This is a genomic window from Pseudoalteromonas sp. NZS11 (assembly GCF_015864765.1).
Lineage (GTDB): Bacteria > Pseudomonadota > Gammaproteobacteria > Enterobacterales > Alteromonadaceae > Pseudoalteromonas > Pseudoalteromonas arctica.
The window spans coordinates 460,840-473,562 of the sequence record NZ_JADYWP010000001.1; the positions used below are offsets into that span (position 1 = coordinate 460,840).

12 protein-coding genes are annotated in these 12,723 nt (G+C 41.1%); 7 read left to right on the top strand and 5 right to left on the bottom strand.

The window, feature by feature from the left end; genetic code table 11:
• Positions 1-6: 6 nt before the first annotated feature.
• Complete coding sequence (pdsS, locus tag I6E82_RS02080; RefSeq protein ID WP_197116585.1) at positions 7-2,145, bottom strand: proteobacterial dedicated sortase system histidine kinase; 2,139 nt, start codon at positions 2,143-2,145, stop codon at positions 7-9.
• The gene (pdsR, locus tag I6E82_RS02085; protein ID WP_024593289.1) at positions 2,145-2,834 is read right to left on the bottom strand and encodes a proteobacterial dedicated sortase system response regulator; all 690 of its coding nucleotides are present in this window, start codon (positions 2,832-2,834) and stop codon (positions 2,145-2,147) included. Before pdsR ends, pdsS begins: the two co-directional genes overlap by 1 nt.
• Before the next feature lie 204 nt (positions 2,835-3,038).
• Here pdsR and pdsO point away from each other — a divergent pair, with 204 nt between their 5' ends.
• Genes pdsO through I6E82_RS02100 form a run of 3 tightly spaced genes read left to right on the top strand, consistent with a single transcriptional unit; the run spans position 3,039 to position 6,449 of the window.
• Positions 3,039-3,770 carry a sortase-associated OmpA-like protein PdsO gene (gene pdsO / locus I6E82_RS02090; RefSeq protein WP_197116586.1) on the top strand — a complete coding sequence of 244 codons (732 nt, stop codon included), beginning with the start codon at positions 3,039-3,041 and terminating at the stop codon, positions 3,768-3,770.
• Positions 3,771-3,816: 46 nt separating this feature from the next.
• The gene (locus I6E82_RS02095) at positions 3,817-5,847 is read left to right on the top strand and encodes a marine proteobacterial sortase target protein (RefSeq protein WP_197116588.1); all 2,031 of its coding nucleotides are present in this window, start codon (positions 3,817-3,819) and stop codon (positions 5,845-5,847) included.
• Complete coding sequence (locus I6E82_RS02100; RefSeq protein ID WP_197116590.1) at positions 5,844-6,449, top strand: class GN sortase; 606 nt, start codon at positions 5,844-5,846, stop codon at positions 6,447-6,449. Before I6E82_RS02095 ends, I6E82_RS02100 begins: the two co-directional genes overlap by 4 nt.
• On the opposite strand, the gene I6E82_RS02105 is transcribed toward I6E82_RS02100, so the two are convergent.
• Entirely contained in the window at positions 6,344-7,303 is a 960-nt protein-coding gene (locus I6E82_RS02105; RefSeq protein ID WP_033013031.1) for a DMT family transporter, read from the bottom strand. The genes I6E82_RS02100 and I6E82_RS02105 overlap by 106 nt on opposite strands.
• A gap of 119 nt (positions 7,304-7,422) precedes the next feature.
• On the opposite strand from I6E82_RS02105, the gene proB reads away from it, so the two are divergent.
• The 4 genes from proB (at position 7,423) to I6E82_RS02125 (ending at position 11,263) form a co-directional block, all read left to right on the top strand.
• Positions 7,423-8,526: a glutamate 5-kinase gene (gene proB, locus I6E82_RS02110; protein ID WP_165721072.1), complete on the top strand. Its 1,104-nt coding sequence runs from the start codon at positions 7,423-7,425 to the stop codon at positions 8,524-8,526.
• A gap of 116 nt (positions 8,527-8,642) precedes the next feature.
• Positions 8,643-9,002, top strand: a complete 360-nt coding sequence (locus I6E82_RS02115) for a glutaredoxin family protein (RefSeq protein WP_007581591.1) — start codon at positions 8,643-8,645, stop codon at positions 9,000-9,002.
• 39 nt (positions 9,003-9,041) lie between these two features.
• The gene (gene gltX / locus I6E82_RS02120) at positions 9,042-10,526 is read left to right on the top strand and encodes a glutamate--tRNA ligase (protein WP_007581594.1); all 1,485 of its coding nucleotides are present in this window, start codon (positions 9,042-9,044) and stop codon (positions 10,524-10,526) included.
• A gap of 437 nt (positions 10,527-10,963) precedes the next feature.
• On the top strand, positions 10,964-11,263 hold the full coding sequence (locus I6E82_RS02125) for a hypothetical protein (protein ID WP_021032137.1): 300 nt from the start codon (positions 10,964-10,966) through the stop codon (positions 11,261-11,263).
• Between the two features lie 16 nt (positions 11,264-11,279).
• Here I6E82_RS02125 and I6E82_RS02130 read toward each other — a convergent pair whose 3' ends face one another.
• Together I6E82_RS02130 and I6E82_RS02135 are read right to left on the bottom strand one after the other, a co-directional pair.
• Positions 11,280-11,672 (bottom strand): hypothetical protein, encoded by a 393-nt coding sequence (locus I6E82_RS02130; protein WP_197116592.1) that lies wholly within the window; start codon positions 11,670-11,672, stop codon positions 11,280-11,282.
• 104 nt (positions 11,673-11,776) lie between these two features.
• Complete coding sequence (locus I6E82_RS02135) at positions 11,777-12,658, bottom strand: CPBP family intramembrane glutamic endopeptidase (protein ID WP_197116594.1); 882 nt, start codon at positions 12,656-12,658, stop codon at positions 11,777-11,779.
• Positions 12,659-12,723 lie beyond the last annotated feature (65 nt).

Below are 12,723 nucleotides of genomic sequence, written 5' to 3' on the forward strand. Positions count from 1 at the left end.
ACAGCCTTAGCCAGTAACTAACGGCAGCGTTACAGTAAATACGACACCATCACCTTGCTCGTTATTTTGCGCTGTTACACTGCCTTTATGGTAGTCGCACACCAGCCTTACAATATAAAGACCTAACCCCAAATGTGGCTGTTGCTGCATTTGCTGGCTACGTACCGACACCATAGAGTCAAAAATATGCTCAGTTAATCCTTCGGGTAACGCGGGGCCTGTATTACTCACTGTTAATATTGCTTTATTTTCGCTCTGCTTAAGGCCTACATTAATAGCCGTATTGGCTTCACTAAACTCCAGCGCGTTATTAATAAGTTTATCAAGCAGCTGAGCTATAAACTCCGGTGCACCTTGCATAGGTAATTTGTTTTGGCATACATCAAGCGTAAATAACTGGTTTGGGTAAGTAAGCTGATAGCCTTGCATGCAACCATTTATTACTTTTTGTAAATCAAATGGCTCGGGTTCGTTGCTTTGAATACTTTGTTCAAGGCGAGTGGCTTCGCTCATGGTAGTTATTATTTTACCTAAGCGTTCAACGCCTTCGCTGGCGCGATCGAGGTATTTTTGACTCAGCTCGTTCTGTGGCAAGCTTTGTAAGTTTTCGAGTGACGAGCGCACTACCGCAACAGGCGTGCGTAGTTCATGTGACAATCGCGACGACATATTTTCTAAGTAATCGGTATAGCCACCAAGTCGACTAACAATGTTTGAAAAACTACGAGACAGATCGCCAATTTCATCGTTAGCATCGCTGTAATTAATACTGCCGGTAACACGCCCTTGTGCATCAATTGCTTGCTCAGCTGTATCGCGCAGCCGCCTAATTCGGTTCGATATACGTGAGGCAAAAAAGAATAAAGTCACAGTACCAATTAGCATCACAGCTAAAATAACGTTAAAGAGTTTTTCGAGTGACTTATTACGCAGCGTACGTACGCCGTTTGTGGTTTCCTCTGCTATTACTGCGCCAATTACTTGGTCTTGAATCCAAATAGGGTAAGCGGCCGATAAAATAACGGCTTTACTGTCGGGTGTTAATCGCCAAGACGATGCTGGTTGTCCTTTTAATGCTTTCGCTAAATGTGTGCCCTGCATAGAAGCTACATCGTGCAGGGTATCTAAAAACTCATTTTCGGGGCGCGTTAATATTTTATAGTAAATTGGGTGCAAGTAATTTTGCTCAAAGCGCTGCCACCAAGTTTCAGGTGCTTGGTTAGCAAGTCCATCAGCCCAAACGCCATCTGCATTTTGAATAGTACCCGATTGTGCAAGTACACGATGATGGTTATCAACCACCCAAATGCGGCTACCACTGTGGCCCATGCCTTTTAAAATACGGCTAATTTCTGGAGAAGGGACTAATACCGAGCCTAAATCGTTTGGGTTATTTAAGTTTGAAGTGGACATTATTTTAGGCTCTAACAATGCCTCTTTACTATCAATGTCAACAATGGCAAAGCCAAGTTTGTTGCCCAGCATGTTAATAGGAAAGCGCAGCTCTACGTTATATCCTGATTTGGTACTTTCAAAATAGCCCTGAATTTTTGTAAAAGGGGCTTTGGTATTTGCATCAAACGCATTAACCCAACCATCTTGGCGCGGCGCAATAATGTAAGTATTAAACTGACCGTCTGGCGTTTTTAGGCCAATTTGTAAATAATCGTTATTGGTAATGCTTAAGCTATTTTTAGCGCGATAAATAAGGGTATTGTCGGTGACTTTAAATGCGGCGTATAAGTAGTTATCAAATTTTCCCACCATATGATCAAACGATAAGTCACTGGCTTGATGTTTGTTATCTGTTTTTTGTAAGTAGCGCTTGTCGTAGTGCCAAAATAGCGGTTGGTAGCTGTCCCAATCGTTAAGTTTACCGTCGAGCTGAATAGGGTTTTTAAGATTATAAGCGTATAAATCGCGGCCTTTTACTACTTGGTCTAAAAAGTTGGTTTGCTCGTCAAATAATGCGGGGCGCTCATGTAATGCAGTAGCAAGTGCTCGAGTGGTGCCTACGAGGGTTTTTTCTTGGCCTTGGCGTAAAAACTTTTCCATTTCCCACACGTACTCGTAGCCAAGCCACGGTAGCAAAAACAAAAAACATGAAAGTAATATAAATTTACTGCGCAGACCAAATCGTAGCATTAGTGTTGTTCCCACCGATAGCCCATGCCATACACGGTATCTATGCAATCAAAGGTGCTATCGAGTGCTATAAATTTTTTACGAATACGTTTTACGTGTGAAGTAATGGTGCTGTCGTCTACATAAATTTTTGCATCGCTCATTAATTCGTTACGGCTTTTAACATGGCCAGGTCGCTGGGCGAGTGAATGCAGCATCCAAAATTCGGTTACGGTTAAATCAACTAATTGTTGCTGCCAAAATACCTGCATGCGTTGCGTGTCGAGCGTTAACTGCCCGCGTGTTATGAGTGCGTTTGCATCAGCAGGTTGCTCAAGCGCTTCCATTCGGCGAAATAGCGCGCCAATACGTGCAGCCAAATGCGCCAAACTTATGTCTTTTGTTAGGTAGTCGTCGGCGCCCATGCGCAGGCCGCATACGGTATCTATTTCGCTATCGCGAGCGGTTAAAAAAATAATAGGCAGTGTTTTAGAAAGCGAACGCAATGTTTGGCACAGTAAAAAACCACCATCTATTTCATGGCCTAGGCCAATATCAACAATGGCTAAATCGGGCAGGGCATTTTTAAATGCAGCTTCAGCGCTGGCGCGATCTGCAAAGCCACTAACTTGGTAGCCCTGTGCGCTCAGCATTTCTATGTAGTTTTCGCGGATTGAGGGTTCATCTTCAACGATGGCTATTTTTTTCATTCTAATCATTATCCTATTGCCTCTGTTGTGCACTATAACGAAGTTTTTAAGCTAAGTACGCTTAAAAAGGCAATTGCCATTTTTTTGCCACAATTGCTCAGCAGTTTGCCATTTTTGCTCCCCTTTATTGCCACTTGAGCTTGTTTTAATACAGCCATCAAAACAAAACGTCACAAATTAAAAAGTAAGTTTAAGGATCAAATCATGAAGAAGACATTAATTGCGTTAACACTGGTTGCTAGTTTTTGTACTCCAGCAATTGCCTCAGCATCTAACACGCCATCAAAAGAAGCCCATAAAGAAACCGCTATTGGGCTAGGTGCAGGCGCTATTATTGGCGGCGTAGTGGGCGGGCCAATTGGTGCGTTTATTGGGGCATTTGCCGGTGGCTTAATAGGTGATTCAAAAGTAGCTGATAACAAAATTGCAGAGCAAGAGCGTGCAATTGCGGTTATGAAAGAAAAAACCAGCGATTACCAACACGTGCTTAACCACAACAATATATTAGAGCAACAGGTAGAAGTGCTTGCCAATCAAAATGAGCAGTTAACTCAAGTTCAAATTAATAACTTATTGGCGATGACGGTGCAATTTAAAACGGGTTCAAGTGTTATTGCCCCGCATTTTTCGCTGCAGTTAGATCAACTGGTTACCTTGTTAAACAACCAACCACAACTCGCACTTGATTTAAGTGGCTTTGCCGATCAACGCGGCGATGAGCAAGCTAACCTTTTACTTTCTAAAGCGCGTGTAAATGCCGTGCAAAGCTATTTAATAAAACACGGTGTGAGCCACAAACGCTTAAGTACGCAGGCATTTGGCGAGCAGCAAACATTGGCTAACAGCAACACGGTGGAAGATAACTTTTTTGATAGACGCGTAACGCTTACCACTCGCTCAATGAGCCCAGCAAATGGCCAAACGGCGAGTAACTAAAACTAACTGAATCTAAGTAAAGCTAAGCGTTCGATGGAGTGATTTTATGTTGAGTAAACCAACCAAAATGCTTACTAAAGTAAGCATTTTTATATTCATAGCGATTGTGCTGTTAGCGAGCTTTAAAAGCCATGCGCAATCACCCAAGTTAGAACTTTTTGATAGCAATGGTGCGCCAGCAGGACCAGCAATAATATTAAAAAGCGACGCCAACATGACCTTAACTGGCCTAATTAATCATGTTGTAGTAACGCAAACCTATCAAAACGAAAACCCGTTTGCGGTTAATGCGCGCTACGTTTTTCCACTGCCAGATGAAAGCGCCGTGCATGCTATGACCATGCACATTGGTGAGCGAGTTATTAAAGGCCAAATTGATAAAAAGGTAGAGGCCGAAAAAAAATACGAAGAGGCTAAAAAAGCAGGTAAGCAAGCGGCCCTTGTACGCCAGCAACGCGCCAATATGTTTATTACGAATGTGGCAAATATTGGCCCTGGTGAGCAAGTAATAATTGAGCTTGAGTATCAAGAAATAATTGATTATAGCAGCGGTACATTTGCTATTAGATTTCCGACTACCATTACACCGCGTTATCACGCGATTAGTGGTGAGGTTGAGGTTAATACTCAAAACCAAACGCATACTAACCCACTCCCAACTGGGTGGTTAAGTCCTGTTTACAGCATTCAAAACATCACTCAAAATAGTACTCAAAATGATAACGTACCAAGCAGCCAATTTAGCTTAAACATTGATATAGACGTAGGCTTAGAGCTGGTGGATATCAATTCTAAATTTCATAATGTTGATGTACAAAACACCGCGTTTGGGCAATATAAAATAGCGTTAAATGAGACAAATGCAGTTAATCGCGACTTTGTACTTGAGTTTAAACCGCTGCAAAAAGAGCAAGCTCAAGCCGCATTTTTTACTCAGCAGTTTGAAAATGGTGACCGATACGGGCTTGCTATGCTAATGCCACCGGGGGATCACTTTACACAAACTCAGCGCTTACCTCGCGAAATGGTATTTGTAGTTGATACGTCAGGCTCTATGCACGGGCAATCTATGGAGCAAGCTAAAAAAGCGTTGTTTTATGCGCTGTCATTACTCGATAGCGACGACAGCTTTAACATAATTGGTTTTGACAACATAGTGACTCCAATGAGCGATAAACCACTTATAGCCAGTGACTTTAATTTACGCCGTGCAGAGCGATTTATTTATAGCCTAGAGGCCGACGGCGGCACAGAAATACAAGGTGCGCTTAATGCCGTACTTGATGGCAGCGAGTTTGATGGTTTTGTACGCCAAGTTGTATTTTTAACTGATGGTAGCGTAAGTAATGAAGACGCATTGTTTAAAAACATTCAAAGTAAGTTAGGCGATAGCCGCTTATTTACGGTAGGTATTGGCAGCGCACCTAACAGCTTTTTTATGCGCCGAGCGGCAGATATAGGCAAAGGCTCATTTACGTTTATAGGCAGCACAAGTGAGGTGCAACCCAAAATGCAGCAGTTGTTTGATAAGCTTGCACATCCGGCTATTACTAATTTGGCGCTAAGCGATGAAAGCGGTAACAGCTTAGATTTTTGGCCGTCACCACTACCTGATTTATATTTTGGCGAGCCTATTATGGTCGCTATAAAACTTAATAATGCTAAAAGTGTGGTACTTGCTGGGCAAACAGCACAAGGGCCTTTAAGTATTAAATTAAGTACACAAAATAGCTCAAGCGCTCAAGGTATAGCAAAACTGTGGGCGCGCCAAAAAATCAAGTCATTACTTTTATACAACGAGCAAAATACAGTTAAAGATGAAGTACAGGAGCTTGCACTTACTCATCAATTACTTAGCCCGTTTACTGCTTTTATAGCGATTGAACAAACTCACATAAAAGAAGTGGCAGAGCAAACGGCGCAAGCTACTAATGCAGTGCCACAAGGTATGGCAATGCGTTTACCGCAAACCGATGGGCAAAGCAGATTACATATATTGCTAGGATGTATTTTATTACTCGGCTATGGCGCTCTTAAAATAAACCGATCATTTAAATTAAGCAGGGCACGTAAATGAAAAAGTGGCTAAGCGCGGGCTTACTAATAGCTGGGCTTGGATTATTTGGCTACGGTGCTTATATGCAGGCAAAAGCGTGGCTTGCTCAAGTATTAATTGAACAGGCATGGCAAGAGGCGCTTAAATCACCCGGGATTAAAGTAAGGCCGTGGTATTACGCCGACAGCTACGTTACTGCAAAGCTTGATTGGCCAAGCCATAATAAAACATTAAGCGTATTGGCTGGAGCGAGTGGTCGTAATTTAGCATTTGCGCCTAGCCAATTTTTACCCGCAGGGGAGCTTGGCGGAAAAGAATTTGGAAACGAAAAAGGCGCGCTAATAGCAGGGCATAACGACACCCACTTTGCATTTTTACAAAACGCAAAATTGGGAGAGGCGTTTACTTTGCAGCTGCAAAGTGGGGTGATACAAAATTATAAAGTAACGGGGATTGAGGTTATTCATCAATCCCAAAACACATTTTTACAAACACCCGGGCTGTATTTGCTTACCTGTTACCCTTTTGATTCGCTTGCCTCGGGTACTGATTTAAGATTGCTTGTATCTGCGCAAATGTCTTCGCCCGATTCACTAAGCGGTATATCAACCACAAGTTCTTGATGGCGCTGGCTTACCATTACACCAATAAATACCACAAATATGCTCAGCCATTGCCACACATTGAGCACTTCGCCCAAAATAATAGCGGACAAAATAAGTGTAAAAATAGGGATTAAATTAGAGTATGCAGCCGCGGTTAATACCGATACTTTACTAATAGCGTAGTTGTACATGCCGTAGCCGCCAAGGGTTACACACGAACCTAAATACAAAATGCTCATAAGCGCGGTTAAGTCGTGTTGGTTTTCGCTTGGTAGGTCGATAAAAAATAAAAACGGTGCAAAAAACAAGCTACCGCTAATACCTTGCAATGCAATTAAAGTCAGGGGCGAGTAGCGATTAGCTAAATGTTTAATACTTACGGTATAAAATGCAGCGCACACCATAGCCATAAGCTCTAAAAAGTTACCCAACAACGGATTAGGTGCCTGCTCAGAACTGGGTGAAAGAAGCGTAAGTAAAATACTGCCGCCAATACACAGCGTAAAACCGACCACGATGGATTTACTTATATATTCTTTAAGCAATAAAAAGGCAAGCAGCGCAATAATAATGGGCAAGCACGACACAATAACCCCAGCCTGCGAGGCCGATGTGTATTCCATTGCATGGCCTTCAAATAAAAAGTACAAGCAAGGTTCAGCAAGCGACATACCCACTAAATACTTCCAGTCACCTTTTAAATACTCAAACCGAATAACGTAGCGCCACAAACAAAGCGACAAAACTAACGTGGTGAGCATGCGTAAAAATATTACCAATGCAGGGTCGTAAATGGCAATGGCGTATTTAAGCGCTATAAAAGAGCTGCCCCATAAAAAGGTGGCAATAATTAAACATAAACTGGCAGGCATAGAAAGTAATTTACATAATTTAATAAAATCAGATCCTAGCATGAATATTTTTAACTTGTTCAAAAATACCGAGCTGGTATAAATTAATTCATCTTTAATTAATCAGTAGTAAAAAGCACATGCAAAGGGAACAGGTAATAGTTGTAAAGCTTGGTACAAGCGTTCTTACTGGCGGCACCGATAAACTAGATAAAGCACACATGGTTGAATTAGTACGCCAATGCTGCGAGCTTAAAAAGCAGGGTCATCACGTTATTTTAGTATCGAGCGGCGCGGTAGCTGCTGGGCGCGAACAACTATTAAAACCCTGTGGCAGAAGCTTAATTGATAAACAAATGCTTGCTGCAATTGGACAAGGTCAACTTATTCATATTTGGCAGAGCTTGTTTGGTTTATACGGTGTAAATGTAGGGCAAATGCTGTTAACTCGCGCCGATGTAGACGACAGAGAGCGCTACCTTAATGCCCGCGATACACTCAATGCATTATTAAATTACGACGTTGTACCCATCATTAACGAAAATGACGCAGTCGCTACCAGCGAAATAAAAGTAGGCGACAACGATAATTTATCGGCACTTGTCGCTATTTTGGCTAATGCTAATAAGTTACTGCTACTTACCGATCAAGAAGGGTTATTTACCAGCGATCCGCGCACAAACGCCGATGCCACCCTCATTGGTGAAGTAACACATATAAATGATGAGCTGCGACAACTTGCTGGTGGCAGTGGTACAAATTTAGGCACCGGCGGTATGGCGACTAAACTGCAGGCCGCCGACATTGCAAGGCGCGCAGGTGTTGAAGTTATTATTGCTAAAGGCGCAGGTAAAAACGTTATTTTAAAATGCATGAGTGACGAGTTACCAGGCACGCGTTTTTTAAAACTCACCGCTCCAAAAGATGGCCGTAAAAAATGGTTACTAGCCGGGCCTAAAAGTACCGGCCAAATTGTTATAGATGCAGGTGCTATTGGTGCCCTTCAAAATAAAGGCGCAAGCTTACTTGCTAAAGGCGTTACTAATGCATTTGGACGTTTTGAACGCGGTGATTTAATTGATTTAATAGATAATAAAAATCAAGTAATTGCACGGGGCTTAACGCGCTTTAGTAGCACCGAGGTAAATAAAATAAAGGGTGCGCATTCTAGTCAAATAGGCCAATTACTCGATTACGATAGTGGCGCAGAAGTACTTCATAGGGATGATATGGTCTTGCTATAGAAGCACTTTTAGTAAATTAAATTACTTGAGTGTAATTCTCGCAGTATTACACTTTTTTGATTGTAAATTTGTGCTAAAATCTGGCTCCTTAAATTGTTGTAAGCAGAGCACAGAACATGAAATTAGTTCGTTGGTTTTTAGGTTGTATAATCTTATTCTTTAATTTTGTATTTACTCCTCGCAGTAAAAAGCGTGCAAGCGACGAGCAAGCACAGCTTGATCAGCAAACCTCACAATTTAAACTGTATCAATTTAAAGCATGCCCGTTTTGTGTAAAAGTACGTCGCGCCATTAAACGCGAAGGCTTAAACATAGAAACGCGTGATGCAAAAGACAATGAGCAATATCGTCAAGAGCTACTAGAACAAGGCGGCAAAGTTAAAGTGCCTTGCCTGCGTATAGAGCAAAACGGCCAAGTACAATGGCTGTACGAATCAAACGATATTATTGCTTACTTAAACAAAGTAGCTGCATAAACCACTTTTATTATCTCACTTATTTAAAGAGAATATACCATGACAATTCGCACCCGTGTTGCCCCGTCGCCAACTGGTGACCCGCATCTTGGCACCGCTTATATCGCCTTATTTAACTACTGTTTTGCTAAACAACAAGGCGGTGAATTTGTACTTCGTATAGAAGATACAGACCAAGTACGTAGCACGCCAGAGTCTGAACTTGCGATTATGGATAGCCTACGTTGGTTAGGGCTTGAGTGGGATCATGGTCCTGATGTGGGTGGCGAATTTGGTCCTTACCGTCAATCTGAGCGTAGCGATTTATATAAAAAATACGCGCATCAGTTAGTTGATGATGGTAAAGCGTTTTACTGCTTTGCAACAAGCGAAGAGCTTGATCAAATGCGTGAAGAGCAAATGGCAGAAGGCCTACGCCCTAAATATGACGGTCGTGGTTTAAACCATACAGATGAAGAAATTAAAGCAAACTTAGCTGAAGGCAAACCTTACGTTATACGTATGAAAATCCCAAGCGAAGGCACATTTAAGTTTAACGACTACTTACGTGATGAAATTGAGATCCCGTGGGAAAACGTAGACATGCAAGTGCTTTTAAAAGCGGATGGCTTTCCAACGTACTTTTTAGCGAACGTAGTTGACGACCACCATATGGAAATTAGTCATATTTTCCGTGGTGAAGAGTGGATTAACTCAGCACCTAAGTTATTAAAACTGTATGAAGATTTTGGTTGGGAAGCACCAGTACTTGGTCACTTACCATTACTACGTAACCCAGATAAATCAAAGCTGTCTAAGCGTAAAAACCCAACGTCTATTAATTACTATAAAGAAATGGGCTACCTGCCAGAAGCCGTGCTTAACTACTTAGGCCGTATGGGTTGGTCAATGCCTGATGAGCGTGAAAAGTTCACACTTAATGAGATGATTGAAAACTTCGACATGAAGCGCGTATCGCTTGGTGGTCCAGTATTCGACGTAGATAAATTAAGCTGGTTAAACGGCATGTGGATCCGCGAAAATCTAACCGACGAGCAGTTAATTCAGCGCTTTGTTGATTGGAAGTTTAATGGCGAAATGTTAGCTAAAATATTACCAGAAGTTAAAACACGTATTAATACGCTGTCGGATATGGTTGAGCTTGCAGGGCACTTTGTAGGTGGTATTCCAACTTACGATCCTGCGCTATTAACAGCCGGCAAAGCAGACGAAAACGTGATTCGCCAAGCGCTACAATTTTTTGTATGGCAGCTTGAAGGTTTACGTAGCTTTGAAAAGCCCGCTATTTTTGCAATTGCAAAAGAAGTTGCAACATTCCACGAGCTTAAGATTAAAGACTTTTTAGAGCCAATATTTGTCGCAATTACTGGCAAAACGTCAAGTACGTCAGTGCTTGATGCAATGGAAATATTGGGGTCTGACTTATCACGTGCTCGTTTACGTGTTGCACTTGCTCATTTAGGTATTTCTAAAAAGCAGGCTAAAAATATAGAGCGTGCGTACCGCGAATACCCAAGTGCATAATTACTAAAATGCACTTATAAAAGCCGAGCTTATTAAGCTCGGCTTTTTTGTGTCAGATAGTTTTATATAAGGGTCTGTTGTTCTTTCAAGGTTAAATTTACAGCAGTCTGTTTGGTATTTAGGCAAGGCAGAGCCTATGCAGTGTGGTTATTCCCCTATAAATGGGCGATAACGTAGCATTAATGCCAAACAGGCGCTGCCCAAAGGGTTCTTCCTAGGGGCTACTTACTCTTTGTTGCTCGGTTTTTACTTAGCCCACTAGGTTACAAATCTCGCGCCGCGATTAAATAGCCCCTAGTTTGAATGAATTTTAATCCGCAAAGAACAACAGACCCTAGTCTGATTGGCTATATATCATGGCGTTTTAGTCTCGTTTAAAAACGAAGTAAGACCCAGCCCAATGATACAATAAGACACATAAACAATATGGAGGCAGTATGATTGCAACCGTTAAAAACAAAGCTATTTTTAGCAGTAATACATTTTCGATAAACCTTGTTACTTACCCAACTAATCACAGCGTAATGAACCATATTGACCCTGTGCAGCAAGGGCGCTATTACAAGCTCAACTTTGTATTAGAAAAACCTAAAGCGGGTGGGGTATTTAAATGCTCAAAATGCATTATAAATTTATTTAATCGCGTGTATTTATTCAGACCCGATAAGTACGAACACAGCGTATCTAAAATCGAGTCTGGAAAGCGCGTACTACTTAGCTTTGCGCTTAATATATAATTTGCACTTTTACTTATTAATAGTCGTAGGCCTGTCCGGTGCATAAAACAGATAGGTCGCAATACGATACAGACGTTTCACTACAAGAATTAATAGTAAAAGCATTTCCGCCTCTGCGCATGGCATCAGCTTTAAGTAAATCAATTGCGTTTGATTTAGAGCGGTTATAGCTTACATTATTGTTACCCATACCGTCGCCATCACAGCTTTCACCTTCTATTCGGCCTAGGAGTGTAGCGCCACTTTCGTGTGCTTTTTGGTCGCTATAAAATTGCTGTAAATCTCTTTTATTAACGTAGGTGCCAATTTCTTGAGATAAAACGCCGTTGTCTATATCTGTATGATAAGTCATGCTTGAACAACCCGTTATTGTGGCGAGCACTGTTATTGCCGTTATAAAACGTAGCATATTTATTAGTCCCTTAATTTATTATTTGAAATAGTAAATTACTAACAAAATCAAATGCGGGCAATGTTTACTACTAAGTAAATTGTTAGCATTTGTAAATGTATTTAGATTTTATTGAGCATAGGGTAAGTAAACAAAAAGAAGTGGCAAACATTAACCAACCAATGGCATAAAATAGCCCACTCTAAGCGCTGCGTTTTATAAAAAACATAGCCATACCCTAAGCCGGCAATAAATGAAACCAATACATAGTTAATTCCTCCAGCAAAATGTGCCAAAGCAAAAATACCTGCAGTAATTACAGGGGCAAGTATTGCTAAACGGGTAGGTGTAATTATTTTGCTAAGCTTAGTTTGTAGTAAACCTCGAAATAAAGCTTCCTCAGCTACACAGGTAAATAAAAGATTAATAGCCATAAAGGCTAACCAAAAGTCAGGAACCTTAGGGTTAAAGCTTACAAGTCCAAGCAGTAAAGCCGCTATGAGCGAAGCTAAAACAGTAGCAATAACTATTAAAATGGGTTGTTTAACGTTTAATGAGCCCACTTTATTAGAGTCTGTTTTTAAAGGCTTTTTATTTGAATCTAAGTTTGAAAAAAAGTAAGCACAAAGAAATAACCCAGCCATAGCTTTATCAAAATTAGCATAAAGGGTAAAAGTAATCGCATCGCTGGTAATACGCTCGTTTATAACAATAGGGAAGTTATTAAAACCAGGCACCCAATGAAGTGCTAATGCCAATGAGGCAATTATAAAAATAGTGTTTAATATGGCGCGTATTATTGGCTGTTTTGTATTTAGTGCGCTGTGGTATAAAGCAACATAAAGCCCAGTGCTCAGCAGGGCATATAAATTTATATAACCTTGAAAATATGCACTTACAACACTTAAAGCTAGTAAGTAGTGCCAAAGGGGTTGCCGCATTATTGATATTTTGCAGTACGGAAAAACACATATAATTGATAGCGCTAATAAATAAAAGGTCATTGTTTTATATTGCTCTGTTTTATTTAGCAACTAATCTAACAGATTCGACCTCTCAGTATTTTTTT

Coding starts and splice junctions, on each gene's coding strand:
- pdsS (WP_197116585.1), bottom strand. CDS start 2,145: ATGCTACGATTTGGTCTGCGCAGTAAATTTATATTACTTTCATGTTTT.
- pdsR (WP_024593289.1), bottom strand. CDS start 2,834: ATGAAAAAAATAGCCATCGTTGAAGATGAACCCTCAATCCGCGAAAAC.
- pdsO (WP_197116586.1), top strand. CDS start 3,039: ATGAAGAAGACATTAATTGCGTTAACACTGGTTGCTAGTTTTTGTACT.
- I6E82_RS02095 (WP_197116588.1), top strand. CDS start 3,817: ATGTTGAGTAAACCAACCAAAATGCTTACTAAAGTAAGCATTTTTATA.
- I6E82_RS02100 (WP_197116590.1), top strand. CDS start 5,844: ATGAAAAAGTGGCTAAGCGCGGGCTTACTAATAGCTGGGCTTGGATTA.
- I6E82_RS02105 (WP_033013031.1), bottom strand. CDS start 7,303: ATGCCTGCCAGTTTATGTTTAATTATTGCCACCTTTTTATGGGGCAGC.
- proB (WP_165721072.1), top strand. CDS start 7,423: ATGCAAAGGGAACAGGTAATAGTTGTAAAGCTTGGTACAAGCGTTCTT.
- I6E82_RS02115 (WP_007581591.1), top strand. CDS start 8,643: ATGAAATTAGTTCGTTGGTTTTTAGGTTGTATAATCTTATTCTTTAAT.
- gltX (WP_007581594.1), top strand. CDS start 9,042: ATGACAATTCGCACCCGTGTTGCCCCGTCGCCAACTGGTGACCCGCAT.
- I6E82_RS02125 (WP_021032137.1), top strand. CDS start 10,964: ATGATTGCAACCGTTAAAAACAAAGCTATTTTTAGCAGTAATACATTT.
- I6E82_RS02130 (WP_197116592.1), bottom strand. CDS start 11,672: ATGCTACGTTTTATAACGGCAATAACAGTGCTCGCCACAATAACGGGT.
- I6E82_RS02135 (WP_197116594.1), bottom strand. CDS start 12,658: ATGACCTTTTATTTATTAGCGCTATCAATTATATGTGTTTTTCCGTAC.